Annotated in this window: 4 protein-coding genes; 3 read left to right on the top strand and 1 reads right to left on the bottom strand. The window is 72.6% G+C overall.

What is annotated here, in order from left to right; translation table 11 throughout:
* Positions 1-245: 245 nt before the first annotated feature.
* Entirely contained in the window at positions 246-1,991 is a 1,746-nt protein-coding gene (locus tag SB786_RS05630; protein WP_410726641.1) for a cyclic peptide export ABC transporter, read from the bottom strand.
* Positions 1,992-2,263: 272 nt separating this feature from the next.
* Here SB786_RS05630 and SB786_RS05625 point away from each other — a divergent pair, with 272 nt between their 5' ends.
* Genes SB786_RS05625 through SB786_RS05615 form a run of 3 tightly spaced genes read left to right on the top strand, consistent with a single transcriptional unit; the run spans position 2,264 to position 17,966 of the window.
* The gene (locus SB786_RS05625; RefSeq protein WP_410726639.1) at positions 2,264-11,941 is read left to right on the top strand and encodes an amino acid adenylation domain-containing protein; all 9,678 of its coding nucleotides are present in this window, start codon (positions 2,264-2,266) and stop codon (positions 11,939-11,941) included.
* A 9-nt stretch (positions 11,942-11,950) separates the two neighbouring features.
* Positions 11,951-16,951 carry an amino acid adenylation domain-containing protein gene (locus SB786_RS05620; protein WP_410726637.1) on the top strand — a complete coding sequence of 1,667 codons (5,001 nt, stop codon included), beginning with the start codon at positions 11,951-11,953 and terminating at the stop codon, positions 16,949-16,951.
* Entirely contained in the window at positions 16,941-17,966 is a 1,026-nt protein-coding gene (locus tag SB786_RS05615; RefSeq protein WP_175665177.1) for a GNAT family N-acetyltransferase, read from the top strand. The genes SB786_RS05620 and SB786_RS05615 overlap by 11 nt, the downstream gene beginning before the upstream one ends.
* Positions 17,967-17,997: the final 31 nt, after the last annotated feature.

Genomic DNA, 17,997 nt, shown 5'->3' with positions numbered 1-17,997 from the left:
TGAGCGGGCGGGGCGGTGTGGTCGCGGACCGCGTTGCGGTGCGCATGCCGCCCGAACGGGCTGCAACCTCCCCGTTGCGTCACGCGTACCCCAGGCACACCGCACCACATTTCATCCGGCTCTTTCGAGTCATCCCAATCTTCCCGAATCTTCCCGAATCTTCCCGAATCTTCCCGATCCTTCGAACCTGACACCGCCCGCGCGCCGCAATCGCCGCGCGCAGGCGGCCGGTGTTCACGACATGCTTACGCGTTCAGCGCATCGACACCCGCTTGTGCGCGTGAACGCGCGGGCGTCGTGTCGCTGACGATCTGACCGTTGTCGAGCTTCAGCAGGCGATCGGCGAGATCGAAATAGCGGTCGTCGTGCGTGATCACGATCACGGCCTTGCCGCGTGCGCGCAGCTCCGGCAACAACTGCTCGTAGAACACGGCCTTGAACGACGGATCCTGGTCGGCCGCCCATTCGTCGAACAGGTAGAACGGGCGGTCTTCCAGATACGCGACGACGAGCGCGAGCCGCTTGCGCTGCCCGGTCGACAGCGCCCGGTTCGAGAACGCGCCGTCGACGACCTTCACCTTGTGATCGAGCGCGAGCTTCGCGACCAGCGCGTTCGCGCGCGCATCGGCCTGGGTACGCGCCGGATCGTCCGGATCGACGATGCCGAGCAGCGCATCGAACAGGTGGAAGTCGTTGAACACCGCGCTGAAGCGCTGCCGGTACGCGGCGCGCTCGCGCCAGCCGATCGTGCGGCCGTCGACCTCGATCGCGCCTTCCTCCGGCTCGTAGAGCCCGGTCAGCACCTTCGCGAGGGTCGTCTTACCGCTGCCGTTGCCGCCGACGATGAACACGAGCTCGCCCGGCCGGATCGTCAGGTCGATCGGCCCGATGCGGAACATCCGCTCGTCGCGCTCGTGGAAGTACGCATGCGTGACGCCGCGCAGCGTGACGGCGCCGGCCGGCGGCACGTCGGGCGCGTCGCTGGCGGGCGGCACCGTGCGCAGCGCGCCGAACTGGGCCATCACGCCTTCGATGCGCCCGAGCGACACGCGTGCCGCGTTGACGGTCGGCAGGTTGTTCAGCAGCCCGTCGAGCGGCACCAGCATGAACAGGAACACGACGACGTAGCCGGCCGCCGTACCGGCATCGGCATGCACGCCCAGCTGCGGCCAGAACGCGGCCGCGCCGAGGAACACGTAGAACAGGAAGATGATCCAGCCGACGCCGACCGCATACGCGCTGAACGCGCGGCGGCGGTGGTCGCGCACCTCGCCGATCGCAGCGCCGAGCTGGCCGTCGACGAACTGGCGTGCGCGCGCGTCGTGCAGCTTGAGCTCCTTCGCGCCGGAGAACAATGCGCCGAGATAGCCGAACAGGCGGTCCTGCGCGTGGCCGGCCGCTTCGAGCGACGCGATCGCGCGGCGATCGCCGGTGTGATAGCCGAGCGAGCCCGCGATGATCGCGGTCAGCGCGACCACGCACACGGGCCACGACAGCCACGCGAGATAGCCGAGGCAGCCGAACACGATCGAGCCGTGCATCACCAGGTTCGGCAGCGCGAAGAACAGCATCGACACGTTGGTCGCGTCGTCGGTCAGCACCGACTGCACGGGCGCCGCGCCGATCCGCTCGATGTCGCGCAGCTCGGCCGCGCCGACGCGCCGCGCGAGATGCACGCGCAGTCGCGCCATCGTGTCCTGCGACAGCCGGGCGAACAGCGTGCCCGACACGATCCGCGTGACGAGCGCGATCACCGCGCACAGCGCGAAGCGCCACGCGAGCGACGCATCGGCCGCGCCGGGCTGCGCGAGTGCGCGGTTCAGCGTCGCGACGAGCAGCACGCTCGCGACGCCGTTGAGCACGCAGGCGACGAGCGCCAGCGCGAGCGACGCGCGGCTTTCGCGCAGCAGCGCGAGGATCAGGCGGGCCGCGGGGCGGCTGGGGGTGGCGTCGAGGGACGGCGGGGAAGAGGGCTCGTGGGCGGCTGTCATCGGCAACGTCGGTAAATGAAGGGCAAGCAAACCATGCGGAAACGGCAAGACTGACGCGAAAGCAGCGCGCGGGCCGGGCCCGGTTGCGGCTTTCCTTCCTGATAGACGAACGGGCCGCGCAAATATTTAGCCGCATCGCAAAAAAGTGCATTCGTTCGGACTTTGCACGCAAAACGGTAAAAAACCGGCCGCGCCGTTCGTCACACCAGTGAAGCCGCCCCTTGCGGCCCCGAGACTTGGCCGAAGCGGCCGGACCGAAGGACTTCACGCACATGACGAGTTTCCCGACTGCGTTGCACCACCGAATTCGCGAACTGGCGCGCCGTGCGCCCGACGCGCCCGCGCTCGCCGCGCCTTTCCAGAACGACCTGCGCCTGTCGCGCGGTGCGCTCGACGCGCGTGCGTCGCACCTGGCCCGTCAACTGCGCGCGGCCGGGGTCGGCGCGGAAGTGCGAGTGGGCGTCTGCGTCGAACGCTCGTGCGAGCTGTTCGTCGCGCTGCTGGCCGTGCTGAAGGCGGGCGGCGTGTTCGTGCCGCTCGATCCGCGTCATCCGGCCGCGCGCCTCGACTGGATCGTGCGCGATGCGCAGCTGCGTCACGGGATCGTCGATGCGGCGGGCCGCGCGGCGCTCGGCGCGCCGTTCGAACACGCGTTCGACGCGATGTCGGCCACCGGTGACGGCGCGGATGCCGCCGCGTTCGCCGGCGACGAGGACGTGCCGGTGCATCCGCGCGCAGCCGCCTACATGATCTACACGTCGGGCTCGACCGGCACGCCGAAGGCGGTGGTCGTCGAGCACGGGCCGCTCGCCGCGCATTGCGACGCGCTTGCGGCCGCGCTGCCGATCGAGGGCGGCGACCGCCTGCTGCATTTCGCGTCGGTCAATTTCGACGCCGCGCACGAATGCTGGCTCGCGCCGCTCGCGGTCGGCGCGAGCGTGACGATTGCGCCGCCGCAGCCGTTCGCGCCGGACGCCGCGCATGCGCTGATGGTGCGCGAATCGGTGAGCGTCGCCGCGTTTCCGCCGGCCTACCTGCGCGAATTCGCGGCGTTCGCCGCGCGCGACGGCGTGCCGCCGGCCTTGCGCGTGCTCGCGTTCGGCGGCGAAGCGCTGCCGCAGCAGGCATTCGAATTCGTGCGCCGCACCTTCCCGTCGGTGCGCCTGATCAACGGTTACGGGCCGACCGAGGCCGTGATCTCGCCGATGCTGTGGCCGGTCGAGCCGGGCGACACGCCCGAGCTGGCCGCGCACGATGCGTATGCGTCGTTGCCGATCGGGCGCGTGATCGGCCCGCGTGTCGCGCGCATCGATGGCGACGCGGCCGGCGAGTCGGGCGAGGGCGGCGAACTGCTCCTCGGCGGCGTGTGCGTCGCGCGCGGCTATCACGGCCGCCCCGCGCTGACGGCCGAACGTTTCATTCCCGACGCGCACGGCGAGCCCGGTGCGCGCGTGTACCGCACCGGCGACCTCGCGCGCCTGCGCGCCGACGGGGCATTCGATTATCTCGGCCGTCTCGACGATCAGGTGCAGGTGCGCGGCGTGCGCGTGGAGCCCGCGGAGGTTGCCGCGTGCCTGCGCACGCATTCGGCGGTGGCCGACGCGGCCGTGATCGCCGAAACCGGCAACGGGCCGACGCGGCTGATCGCGTGCGTCGCGCTGCGCGCGGCCGCCGACGATGCGGCGCTGAAGGCGCACGTCGGCGCGCAGTTGCCCGCCGCGTGGCAGCCGCACCGGTTCGTGCGCTGCGATGCGCTGCCATATACGCTGAACGGCAAGATCGACCGTGCCGCGCTGCGCGAGCGCATCGCCGCCGCGCGCGACGCCGAATCACCGGCGGGCGACGCACCGCGCACGCCGACCGAAGCGCAGATCGCCGGCTTCTGGCAGACGCTGCTCGGGCTCGACACGACGCCGTCGCGCGACGACCGCTTCTTCGCACTGGGCGCCGATTCGCTCGCCGCGATGCAACTGCAGGCCGCGATTCGCGCCGCGTTGCGCGTGAACCTGCGGCTCGACACGCTGTTCGCCGATCCGTCGCTGGCCGAGCTCGCCGCGCACGTCGATCGCGCGGAGCGCGAAACGGGTGAACCGCTGGCTGCGATCGCCGCGCGCCGTGCGCCGGCCGATCTGGATGTGCCGCACGTCGATCGCGCGGCATCGCTCGCCCAGCAACGCTTCTGGGTACTCGCGCAGACGCGCGACGCAAGCGCCGCCTATCACATCGCCGCGCACTGGACGATCGACGGCGCGCTCGACCGCGCTGCGTTGCAGCGCGCGCTCGATCACGTGATCGGCCGGCACGACGCGTGGCGCACGACGCTCGTCGACAACGACGACGGCATCGTGATGCAGCGCATCCATGCACACCTGCCGGTGGCGATCACGACGCTCGACCTGCGCGAGCAACCGCCGGCGGCACGCGACGCGGAAGCGGCCCGCATTGCCGAATGCGACGCGGGCGCGCCGTTCGATCTGTCGCGCGGGCCGCTGCTGCGCGCGACGCTCGTCGTGCTCGCCGACGATCGCCACCGGCTGCTGCTGACCGCGCATCACGCGATCACCGATGGCTGGAGCTCGCGCTGCGCATTCGACGAGCTGTCGGCCGCGTACCGCGCGTACGCGCAAGGCCGCGAGCCGTCGCTGCCCGCGCTGCCGATCCAGTACGCCGACTACGCGGACTGGCAGCGCGACATGCTCGCCGGCGGCGAAGGCGAGCGTCAGCTCGAATACTGGCGCGGCGCATTGCGCGACGTGCCGGGCCCGCTCGCGCTGCCGGTCGACCGCCAGCCGGGCACGACGCGCACGCTGCAGGGCGCACGCGTGTCGGTCCGCCTGCCCGACGCAGTGGCGGCCGACGTGCGGAGTCTTGCGCGTGACGCGCAGGCCACCGTCTTCACGGTGCTGCTGGCCGCGCTCGACGCATGGCTGTCGCGCCTGACCGGCGAGACGGACGTGGTCGTCGCGGTGCCGGTCGCGCATCGCCAGCGCCCGGAAACGCGCGCGCTGCTCGGCCTGTTCCTGAATACGGTCGCGCTGCGCGTGTGCGTGGCGCCGACGCTGCCGTTCCGCGCGCTGGTCGACGCGGCACGCACGGCGGCGCTCGACGCGGTCGCGCACCAGGACGTGCCGTTCGAGCGCGTCGTCGATGCGGTGAAGCCGCCCGTCAAGCGCGGCGACGAATGGCTGCGCGTGAAATTCGCGCAGCAGTTCGATGCGCGCCACGACAGCGTGCTGCCGGGCGCGACCGCGGTTGCGACGCCGGGCCCCGATCTCGCCGCGCGCTTCGACTTCGCGCTGGACTTCACCGACGACGCGAACGGGATCGAACTCGTCGCCGCGTACGCGACCGACTGCATCGACGCCGATACCGCGCGCGCATGGCTCGACAGCTATGCGGCGCTGCTCGCGTGCGCCGCACATGAACCGCAATGCGCGACGGCCGCGCTGCCGTGCGATGCGTCGCCGGCGACGCGCCAGCCGCGCGACGGCCGTGCGCTGAGCATCGAATACGCAGACATCGTCGCCGCATTCGCGCGGCAGGCGGCCGCCTATCCGCATCGCGTCGCGCTGGCCGATGCGTCGACGTCGCTGACGTTCGCCGAACTCGACGACGCGTCGAACCGCATCGCGCATGCACTGAAGCTGCAGGGCGTGACGGCCGAAGCGCCCGTCATCGTCTGCATCGAGCGGTCGGCCCGCTTCGTCGCCGGCCTGCTCGGCGCGCTGAAGGCCGGCGCGCTGGCCGTGCTGCTCGACCCGGCACAGCCGGCCGCGCGCCTCGCGGCCGCGGCCGCCGATTGCGGCGCACGCCGGGCGCTCGTCGCGGATGTGGCCGCGTGGCCGGCCGGCATCGACGCCCAGCCGCTCGACGTCGACACGCTCGCGCAGGACGCGACGCTCGCCCATGCGGCCGGCGTGCGCGTCGCACCGCATCCGGAACAGGGCGCCTATCTGATCTATACGTCCGGCTCGACCGGCACGCCGAAGGGCGTCGTCGTGTCGCACGGCGCACTGGCCGATTACGTGCAGGGGATGCTCGACGAGCTCGCGTTCGCGCCGGACGCGTCGTTCGCGATGGTGTCGACCGTCGCCGCGGACCTCGGCCACACGACGCTGTTCGGCGCACTCTGCGCGGGCCGAACGCTGCATCTGCTGCCGGCCGCGTGCGCGTTCGATCCGGACCTGTTCGCGCAGGAAATGCGCGGCCGCGACGTCGGCGTGCTGAAGATCGTGCCCAGCCATCTGCAGGCGCTGCTCGATGCGCGCGTGCCGGCCGACGTGCTGCCGCGCCACGCGCTCGTGACCGGCGGCGAAACGCTGACGTGGGCGCTCGTTGCGCGCGTGGCCGCGCTCACGCCGGCCTGCCGCGTGATCAACCATTACGGGCCGACCGAAGCGACCGTCGGCGCGATTGCCTGCGACACCGCGTCGATCGCGGCCGATGCGCGCGATCCGGCGAGCGGCGTGCCGCTCGGCGTGCCGCTGCCGAATGCGCGCGCGCTGGTGCTGGACGCGTTCGGCGCGTGCGTGCCGGCCGGGGCGACGGGCGAGCTGTATCTGGGCGGGCCGGGCGTGGCGCGCGGCTACCTGAACCGGCCGGCGCAGACCGCCGAGCGCTTCGTGCCCGATCCGTTCACGCCCGGTGCGCGCCTGTATCGCACCGGCGACCGCGTGCGCCTGCGCACGGACGGCCGTCTCGCGTTCCTCGGCCGCATCGACGATCAGGTGAAGATTCGCGGCTATCGCGTCGAGCCGGGCGAGGTGAGCGCGGCGGTGCGCGCGGCCGGCCCGATCGCGCAGGCCGAGACGCTCGCGATCGAGCACGACGGCCGCCTGCGGCTCGCGACGTTCGTCGTGATGCGCGACGGTGCGGCATTCGACGAGGCCGCTGTGCGCGCGGCGCTCGGCGCGACGCTGCCCGACTACATGGTGCCCGCGCAGTTCGTCGCGCTCGCCGGCCTGCCGGTGACCGCGAACGGCAAGATCGATCGCGCGGCGTTGCGCGAACGGGCAGCTGCGCCGGTGGCGACGGCTGCCGGCGCCGCGCCGCGCGGCCCGGTCGAGACGGCGCTCGCCGAAGTCTGGCAAGCGGTGCTGAAGGCGCCGCACGTCGGCCGCGACGACAACTTCTTCGAACTCGGCGGCGACTCGATCCTCGTGCTGCAAGTGATCGCGCGCGCCCGCAAGCGCGGCGTGCGCTTCACGCCGAAGCAACTGTTCGACGGCCCGACGGTCGCTGAACTCGCGCGTATCGCGAAGACCGGGGACGCCGCCGCTGCAATGACGACAACGCCGGCGCCGGCGCAGTCCGCACCGGCTGCCGAGGCGATCCTGACGCCCGCGCAGCAGCGCTTCTTCGCGCTCGACGTGCCGCATCCGGGCCACTGGAACCAGTCGGTCGCGTTCGACGTGCGCGGCCCGTTCGACGCCGATGCGTTCGCGCGTGCGTTCGATGCGCTGCTGACCCATCACGACGCATTCCGTCAGCGCTTCGCGCGCGGCGCGGACGGCAAGTGGCACGCGAGCGACGCGGCGAAGCCGTACGACGCGCTGCCGTTCGTCGAAGTCGCCGCCCGCGACGAAGCCGACGCGCTGGCGCGCTTCGACGCATTGCAGTGCCGCCTCGACCTCGGCCGCGGGCCGCTCGCCTGCGCGTGCGCGGCGCGGCTGCCGGACGGTTCGACGCAGCTGTATCTGGCGATCCACCATGCGATCGTCGACGGCGTGTCGTGGCGCATCCTGCTCGACGACCTGGACGCCGCGTACCGCGCCGCATGCGACGGCGCGCCGGCGCGCCTGTCGCAGCCGGGCCTGCGCGCGGATGCATGGGCCGCCCGCCTGGCGCGTGCCGCGACGCAGCCCGTCTCGCCGTTTGCCGCTGAAACCGTATACTGGGCCGGCATGGCCCAGGGCGACGACCTCGTGCCCGATCATCCCGACGCACCGGCGACGAACGCCGATGCGGCCGTCGTCGTGCAGACGATCGACGCGGCATTGACCCGCGCCGCGCTGACCGACGCACACGCCGCATATCGCACGCAGACGATCGAACTGCTGGGGGCGGCGCTCGCGCTGGCGCTGGCCGGCGCCGGCGGCGCCGCGTCGTGCCGCGTCGAACTCGAAGGCCATGGCCGCGAGGCGCTGTTCGACGACGCGGACGCGAGCCGCACGATCGGCTGGCTGACGAGCCACTATCCGGTGACGCTGCCGGTCGAAGCGACCGCGCGCGACACGCTGTGCGCGGTCAAGGATGCGCTGCGCGCGGTGCCGTACAAGGGGCTCGGCTTCGGCGTGCTCGCGCACTACGGCGATGCGGCGACGCGTGCGGCGCTGGCCGCCGTGCCGCGTCCGCGTGTCACGTTCAACTATCTTGGCCAGTTCGACGCGCCGCGCGATGCGACGCTCGTGCCGCGCTTCGGCGGCACCGGTATCGAGCGCGATCGCCAGGGCCCGCTCGGCAACACGCTCGCGATCCATGCGTACCTCGATACCGATCGCGACGGCGCACGCACGCTGAAGGTTCACTGGGTATACGGCGCGCCGCAGTTCGAGCGCGCGACGATCGACGCATTCGCGGAGCGCTTTGCCGCCGCACTGCGCGAGCTCGCCGATGCCTGCGCGTCGCGGGTCGCGCATCGCGGCGGCGGCGCGACGCCGGGCGATTTCCCGCTCGCGCAGGCTGCCGGCCTCACGCAGGCCGCGATCGAACGCGCGCCGCTCGACTGGCGCACGATCGACGACGTGTATCCGCTGTCGCCGATGCAGCAGGGGATCCTGTTCCATGCGCTGTTCGCGCCCGGTCACGCCAGCTACGTGAATCAGCTCGTCGCGACCGCGACGGCGCTCGACGCCGACCGGCTCGCGGCCGCGTTCGGCGCATCCGTCGCGCGCCACGACATCCTGCGCACCAGCGTGATGCCCGACGAGGCCGCGCCGCTGCAATGCGTGCATCGCCATGCGCAGATGCCGGTCGAGCAGCTCGACTGGCGCACGCGCGGCGACACGCTCGACGCCGATTTCGACGCGTGGCTCGCGGCCGATCGCGCCCGCGGCTTCGACTGGCGCGAGCCGCCGCTGATGCGGCTCACGCTGATCCGCGTGACGGACGACGCGTGGCGCGTCGTCTGGACGCGTCACCACGTGCTGCTCGACGGCTGGAGCACCGCGCGGCTGCTCGCGGACGTGCTGCGCGACTATCGCGACCCCGATGCGGTGTCGCCGTTCGCGAGCCGCCCGGCGCTGCGCTATCGCGACTTCATCGCGTGGCTCGGCACCCGCGATCGCGCCGCGGACGAACGCTTCTGGACCGACCGGCTCGCGCGGCTCGACGCGCCGACGCTGATCGCCGAACGCGTGGCCGATCGTGCCGACGCCGAGATGGTCACGTGGCGCGCGACGATCGACGCGGATGGGATGACGCGCATCGCACACACGGCGCGTGCGCTGAAGCTGACCGTCAACACGCTGGTGCAGGGCGCGTGGGCGCTCGCGCTGCAGCGCATGACGCACCAGCCGGCCGTCGCGTTCGGCGCGACCGTCGCGGGCCGTCCCGATGCACTCGCGGACGTCGACTCGGTGCTCGGCCTCTTCATCAACACGCTGCCGGTGATCACGGCGCCGAAGCCGCAGCAGCGCGCGGCCGACTGGCTGCAGGCGCTGCAACGCGAGAACGCGGCCGCCGCCGAGCATGCGCACACGCCGCTCGCCGATATCCAGCGCTGGGCGCGCGGCGCCGGCGGCGCACTGTTCGACACGCTGGTCGTATTCGAGAACTATCCGGTCGACGAGACGGTGCGCGACGCCGATCCGCGCGCGCTCGCGCTGAGCGACGTGCGCAGCATCGAAGCGACCGATTTCGCGCTGACACTCGTGATCGAGAGCGGCGCCGAGCTGACGATCGACTACGGCTACGACACCGCGCGTGTCGATGCGCACCAGGTCGAGACCTGGCACCGCGCGTTCGCATGCGCGCTCGACGCGCTGGCCCGCACGCCGGATGCGCTGCTCGGCACGCTGTCGATTGCCGACGACGCGGCGCGCGCCGCGCTGGCGCGCGCGCAGGACACCGCGCGGACGTGGCCGCACGCGCAGCGGCAGCCGCTGCATCTGCAATTCGCGGCCGCCGCACAGGCGACGCCCGATGCGATCGCGCTCGAATACGCGGATGCCGACGGCACCGTGCAACGCGCGACCTATCGCGAACTCGATCTGACCACGACGCGCGTCGCCGCCGCATTGCGCCGGCGCGGCGTGCGGCCCGATACGCCCGTGGCGTTGTGCGTCGAGCGCTCGTTCGACATGGTGACGGCGCTCGTCGGCGTGCTGAAGGCCGGCGCGGCGTACTTGCCGGTCGATCCCGACTATCCGGCCGAGCGCATCGCGTACCTGCTGCGCGACGCGCGGCCAGCGGTCGCGATCACGCAGGCCCATTTGCGCGAGCAGGTGGAGGCCGCGCTCGGCGACGACGCGACGACGCAGCTGCTGACGGTGGCCGATCTGCTCGCGGACGAAGCAGGCGAACCAAGCGCAGCGAACGAAGCCGCGGCCGACACCGACATCGACGACGCCCGGCTCGCGTACCTGATCTATACGTCCGGCTCGACCGGCAAGCCGAAGGGCGCCGGCAACTCGCACGGCGCGCTCGCGAACCGGATCGCGTGGATGCAGCACGCGTACCGGCTGACACGCGACGACGTCGTGCTGCACAAGACGCCGTTCGGCTTCGACGTGTCGGTATGGGAATTCGTGTGGCCGCTCGCGATCGGCGCGAAGCTTGCGATCGCCGCGCCCGGCGACCACCGCGATCCGGCCCGTCTCGCGGCCGCGATCCATGCGCACGGCGTGACGGTGCTGCACTTCGTGCCGTCGATGCTGGCCGCGTTCGCCGCGTATCTCGACGATTTCTCGGCCGCCGCGCAATGCGACAGCGTGCGCCTGATCGTCGCGAGCGGCGAAGCGCTCGCGCCCGAACTCGTCGCGAAGGTCGCACGGCTCATGCCGAACGCGACGCTCGTGAACCTGTACGGGCCGACGGAAGCCGCGATCGACGTGTCGCACTGGACCTGCGGCCCCGACGACGCGCGCGCCGTCGCGGTGCCGATCGGCCATCCGATCGCGAACCTGCAATTGCACGTGCTCGACGCGGCATGGCAGCCGGTGCCGGTCGGCGCGACCGGCGAACTGTATCTGGCGGGCGCGGGCCTCGCACGCGGCTATCTCGGCCGCCCGGGGCTGACCGCCGAGCGCTTCGTGCCCGATCCGTTCGTGCCGGGCGCACGCATGTATCGCACCGGCGACCTCGCGCGGCGCCGCGCCGATGGCGCACTCGACTACCTCGGCCGCGTCGACACGCAGGTGAAGCTGCGCGGCCAGCGCATCGAGCCCGGTGAAATCGAGGCGCTGCTGCGCCTGGCGCCGGGCGTTCACGACGCGGTCGTGATCGTGCGCGACGAGCAGCTGATCGGCTATGTCGCACGGGGCGACGCGGCTTCGCTCGACCGCGCGGCACTGCTGGATTCGCTGCGCGCGCAGCTGCCAGCGTACATGGTGCCGTCGCAGCTGATCGAGCTCGACGCGCTGCCGGTCACGCCGAACGGCAAGTGCGACCGCCATGCGTTGCCGGCGCCGGTGCGCGAGGCGGCCGCGGCCGTCGAACTCGCGACCGACACGGAGCGCGCGCTCGCCGCGATCTGGCAGCGCGTGCTGCATGTGGACGCGATCGGCCGCGACGACGATTTCTTCCTGCTCGGCGGTCATTCGCTGCTCGCGACGCAGGCCCATGCGCAGGCGAACCTGCACTGGGGTCTCGCGCTGCCGCTGCGCACGCTGTTCGACACCCGCACGCTCGCACGCTGCGCGGATGCGATCGACGCGGCCTGCGCGGCACAGGGCGGGACCGACGCGGCGAGCGCGATCGACGCGCTGCTCGGCGAACTGGAAACCCAATAAGGACGACGGATGACGAAGGTTCAACCCGACTGGCTCGCGCTCGCGACGCGTTTCGCGCAACTGCCCGACGCGCAGCGCGCGGTGTTCATCGACAAGCTCGGCGCGGCCGGCATCGATTTCCGCGTGCTGCCGATCCCGCCGCGCACGCCGCGCAGCGATCGCGTGCCGGCGTCGTTCGCGCAGACGCGGCTATGGCTGCACGCGCGGCTGATCGACGCGCCGGACGCGTATCACATCACCGAGCGGCTCGCGCTGACGGGCCCGCTCGACGCGCACGCGCTGCGGCTCGCGTGCGATGCGCTGATCGCGCGCCATGAAGCGCTGCGTACGACCTTCGACGAAGCGGAGGACGGCGTCGCGCAGACGATTCATCCGCCGCTGCGCTGCCCGTGGCGCGAGACCGATCTCGAAATGCTGCCCGACGCGCAGCGCGTCGCGCGCGCCGAAAGCGTCGCCGCGGCCGACGAAGCCGATGCATTCGATCTCGGCGCGGCGCCGCTCGTGCGCGCCCACCTGATTCGCTTCGACGCGACGCATCACTGGCTCGCGCTGACCGTGCACCACATCGTGTCGGACGGCTGGTCGTCGGGCGTGATGCTGGACGAGCTCGCGGCGTTCTATCGCGCGTATGCGTCGGGGAAGCCGGTGCCGCTCGCGCCGCTGCCGATCCAGTACGCGGACTATGCGTTGTGGCAGCGCCGCTGGCTCGATGCCGGCGAACGCGATCGCCAGCTCGCGTTCTGGCGCGAACGGCTCGATCCGCAGCGCGGCGTGCTCACGCTGCCCGGTGCGGCCGCGCGGCCCGCACGCCGCAGCGCGCGCGGCGCACGCCATGTGTTTTCACTCGACGCCCGTATCGGCGCACGGCTGCGCGCGTTCGCGGCCGCATCGGGCGCGACGCCGTTCGCGGTGCTGCTCGCGGCGCTCGATGCGCTGCTCGCGCGTGCGACCGGCGACGCGCGGATTTGCGTCGGCGTGCCGGCCGCGAACCGCGAGCGCGCGGAAACGGCCGGCCTGATCGGCTTCTTCGTCAACACGCTCGCGATCGACGTCGACGTGCCGGCACACGGCGATTTCTCGTCACTGGTCGCGCGCACGCAGCGCGCGCTCGTCGATGCGCAGATGCACCAGGACGTGCCGTTCGAGCAGGTCGTCGACGCGCTTGGCGTGCCGCGCAGCGCCAGCCACCATCCGCTGTTCCAGGTGATGGCCGCGTATGGCGAGCGCCGTGCGCTGCCGGCGCTCGGCGCGGCGTCGGCCGCATGGCTGCCGTCCGGCACGCCGTCCGCGAAATTCGACCTGACGCTTGCCGTCGAGGCGACGCCCGACGGCACGTTCGACGCGGCGTTCATCTACGCGCTCGATCTGTTCGACTCGGATTCGATCGAGCGGCTCGCCGCACGCTTCGTCACGCTGCTCGGCGACGCGCTCGATCGCCCCGATTTGCCGATCGGCGATCTCGACTGGCTGCCGGCCGATGAACGCGCGCAACTCTTCGCGTGGAACGCGCCAGCGGGCGCGGCCGAAGCCGAGCCGTTCGTGCCGGTGCACGCGCGCATTGCCGCGCATGCGAACGCGCGGCCCGACGCACGCGGAGTCGCCGACATCGATCGCGCGCTGACGCGCGGCGAGGTCGACGCGCGCGCGGCATGCATCGCGCGCAATCTAGTCGCGGCCGGCGTGCGGCCCGAGATGCGCGTCGGCGTCGCGCTGCAGCGTTCGGTCGACCTGCTGGTCGCGCTGATCGCGGTGCTGAAGTCGGGCGCCGCGTTCGTGCCGCTCGATCCGGCTCATCCGCGCGAGCGGCTCGCGCAGATCGTCGGCGATGCGGGCATCGCGCACGTGCTGACCGACGGCGCGAGCGCCGCGTCGCTGCCCGAGCTGCCGGCACTGCGGATCTGGCGCGCGGACGAAGTCGACGCGCTCGACGACGCGGCGGACGTCGCGCTGCCGCACGTGCTGCCCGGCCATGCGGCGTATGCGATCTACACGTCGGGCTCGACCGGCAAGCCAAAGGGCGTGATTGTCGATCACGCGGCGTTCGCACGACATTGCGTGGCGATTGCCGAGCGCTACGGCGCGGGCGAGAACGACGTGTTCCTGCTGTTCCAGTCGGTCAACTTCGACGGCGCGCACGAAGGCTGGTTTTCTCAATACCTGTCGGGTGCCGCGGTGTCGGTGACGGCCGACGTGCTGTGGCCGCCCGCGCAGACCTGCGCGATGATGATCCGCGATGGCGTGACGATGACCTACGTGCCGCCCGGCTGCGCGGCTCAGCTCGCCGAATGGGCGCTCGCGCATGGGGCGCCGCCGACGCTGCGCTCGCTGACCGTCGGCGGCGAAGCGACGTCGCGCGAAGCGTTCGCGATGCTGCGCCGCGCGATGCCGAACGTGCGCGTGGTCAATGGCTACGGCCCGACCGAAACCGTGATCACGCCGACGCTGTGGATGTTCCGTCCCGGCGACGATCTCGCGAAGCTGGGTGACGCGGCCTATCTGCCGATCGGCACGCTGGTCGGCGCGCGCACCGCGCACGTGCTCGATGAGCGGCTGCATCCGCTGCCGGTCGGCGTGATCGGCGAACTGTACCTGGGCGGCGAGGGGATCGGCGTCGCGCGCGGCTACCTCGATCGTCCCGCGCTGACGGCCGAGCGCTTCGTGCCGGATCCGTACGGCGCGCCGGGTGCGCGCCTGTACCGCACGGGCGATCTCGTGCGACGCCGCGCGGACGGCGTGTTCGACTTCATCGGCCGCGTCGATCACCAGGTGAAGCTGCGCGGGCTGCGCATCGAACTGGGCGAGATCGAGGCCCAACTGGCCGCGCATGACGCGGTGCGCGAAGCATGCGCGGTCGTGCACGGGCAGGGCGCGCACGCGCAGCTCGTCGCGTACGTCGAACTGAGCGCCGATGCGCAGGCGGCCGCCGAGCCGGTCGAGGCCGCGACGCTCGACGCACACTTGCGCCGCACGCTGCCCGACTATATGGTGCCCGCGCAACTGATCGTGCTCGATGCGCTGCCGCGCAACGCGAACAGCAAGGTCGACCGTGCACGGCTGCCGGCCCCGGTGCGCGTCGAACGCGCATACGAAGCGCCGCACGACGGCGACGAAGCCGCGCTCGCGGCGATCTGGCGCGACGTGCTGAACGTCGAACGCGTCGGCCGCGGCGATCACTTCTTCGAACTCGGCGGCCATTCGCTGGCGGCCGTGCGCGTCGCGACGCGCGTCGCCGAGCGGCTCGGCCGCGACGTGCCGGTGCGGGCGCTGTTCGAAGCGCCGGTGCTCGCGCAATACGCGCGCCAGGTGGGCGACGCGCCGCGCGCCGCGCATGCCGGCGCCGCGGCGCCGGGCGTCGCGGTGGTCAAACCCGATGCGCATGGCGTGTGGCCGCTGTCGCCCGCGCAGCTTGGCCTGTGGTTCCTGTGGCGCGCGCAGCCGGACAGCGCCGCTTACAACATCCCGGTCGCATTGCGCGTGCGCGGCCCGCTCGACGTCGATGCGCTGCGCGCCGCGTTTTCGGCGGCGGCGGCCGCGCATCCGGCGCTGCGCGCACGGCTCGTCGTGCGCGACGGCATGCTGCCGGGCCAGCGCATTGACGCCGCGGCGCCCGTCGCGCTGCCGCTCGTCGACCTGTCCGCACAGCCCGACGCGCTCGCCCGCGCGGCGGCGCTGACCGACGCCGATGCGCTTGCGCCGTTCGATCTCGCGGCCGATGCGCCCTTGTGGCGCGCACGCGTGCTGCGGCTCGGCGCGGACGATCATGTGCTGTCGGTGACGATCCATCACATCGTGTCGGACGGCGAATCGATCGAGCTGTGGCTCGACGCCGTGCGTGCACGCTATGTCGCGCACGTGCGGGGCGACGCTTCGGTATCGTCGGCAGCGGCAGCGTCGACGACGGAAAACACGTCGCTCGTGCTGCCCGCACCATGCCATCCCGCCCGCGCCGCATACTGGCGCGACGCGCTGGCCGATCTGCCTTCCTCGGTGCTGCCGCGGCGCGCAAACGCGCCGGCCGTCCCGCAATGGCGTGCGGCGCGCATCGCGTTCGAGTTCGACGGGGCGCTGATCGGTGCCGCGCGCGACGCCGCGTCGGCCGCGCACGCGACGTTGCCGATGCTGCTGCACGCGGCGCTCAACACCGCGCTGTTCCGCGTGACCGGCGCGGCCGACCAGCCGGTCGGCGTGCTCGCGTCGAGGCGTGAGCTGACGGGCGATGCGGCGCGCGATGCGCTCGGTCTGTTCATCAATGCCGTGGTCGTGCGCACGCGGCTCGATGCGGCGGCCAGCCGCACGGACGTGCTCGCGCAGGTGCGCGATACGGCGCTCGCCGCGTATGCGCATGCCGACGTGCCGTTCGCCGACGTCGTCGCGGCGCTGCGCGCGCCGCGTGCCGCGCATACCAATCCGCTGTTCCAGGTGATGTTCAACTACCTGCGCCCGACCGGCGCCGCCGCGCGCGACTGGGCCGGCCTGGCGCTCGCCGAATTCGACGACGTGCGCCATCGCGTGGTGTTCACGCTGGAGCTGGACGTCGTCGAGCATCCGGACGGCCGCGTGAGTGCCGCGTTCTCCTATGCGGACGAACTGCTCGACGGCCGCTTCGTCGACGCGCTCGTCGATCTCTATCACGACGAAGTCGCGCGTTTTGCCGGTGCGCCGGAAGCGGCGCTCGGCGCGCCCGATGCGCTGTTCGCCGCGCACACGGCGGCCACGCCGGCCGGCGACACCCCTCGCGTCACGGCGGCGAGCGACGTCGCGCCGAACGCAGCCGCCGCGCTCGCCGCGCTGTGGTCGGACACGTTCGCGACGGCCGCGCCCGCACCCGACGCCGACCTGTTCGAGGCCGGTGCGACGTCGTTCGACGTCGTGCGCTTCGTCGACGCGGCCGGCCGCGCCGGTCATGCGCTGACGGTGGCCGACGTGTTCGCGTCGCCGACGCTCGCGGCGCTCGCCGCGCGAATCGAGGCCGCGACCGAAACGGAGCAGGAGGTGCGCGATGCTGGCTGAAGTGCGTCCGGACGGCTTCACGATGCCCGACACCTGCCGTCTCGCGTTCGCGGACGGCCTGTTCGCCGCGCGCGACGACGCGGAGATCCGCGTCGCGCAGGGCGACGGCATCGGCGCGCAGCTGCTGCGCGCGCAACTCGCGGACGACGGCACGCTGCGCCTCGTCGCGTACAACCATCGCGCGGCGCCGGCCGACCAGCGCCGCGCGCTGCTGGCCGCGCTCGCCGCCGCGTTTTCCGACGACGTGCGCCGCGCGGCGATCCGGCTCGACCCGGCCGCGTGGCCGGCGGTCGCGCTCGATGCGCTGCGCGCGAGCGGCGTGCTCGCCGACGGCGGCCTGTGCATGCGCGAAGGCTGGGCGCAGCAGGCCGATCTGTGGCGCGTCGGCACGCCGCTGCCGTGCGCGACGCTGCCGATGCTGACCGACGGCCGGCGTCATCCGCGCCGGCCGCCTGCGCCGCGCGGCGACGTGTATGCGCGCGACCTGCCGGCGCTCGGCGTGCGCTTCACGTTGCGCGGCTGGCAACCGGGCGAGGACGCCGCACGCGTCGCGCGCTGGTTCGACGAGCCGCGCGTGCGCGACGGCTGGCCGGGCACGCAGCCGGGCGCCCACGGCACCGCGCCCGACGCCGATCCGCACGTCACGCCGCTCGTCGGCTGCTTCGACGGCGAACCGTTCGCGTATGTCGAGGCGTTCTGGCTGAAGGAAGACCCGCTCGCGCCGCACGTCGGCGCGCGCGACTACGACCGCGGGCTGCGGATGCTGGTCGGCGAGTCGCGCTGGCGCGGCCCGCACTGCGTGGCCGGTTGGCTGCCGTCCGTCGTGCATTACCTGTTTCTCGACGACCCGCGCACCGAAGCGGTCGGCTGCGCGGTCCCGGCCGGCCGCGCGCGGGTCGTCGACACCCTCGCGCGGCATGGCTTCGCGCGGCAGCGCCGCCTGGCGCTCGCCGACGCACAGCCGCTGTGGATGCGCACGCTGCGCGAGACCTTCTTCTCCGGCCGTCACGTCTGACGGGCCGGTTTCACCGACAAGGGAGCTGAGA

It is taken from the genome of Burkholderia sp. SIMBA_062 (assembly GCF_046534765.1).
GTDB classification, from domain to species: domain Bacteria; phylum Pseudomonadota; class Gammaproteobacteria; order Burkholderiales; family Burkholderiaceae; genus Burkholderia; species Burkholderia ambifaria.
This window is presented reverse-complemented; position numbering and strand designations above follow the sequence as displayed.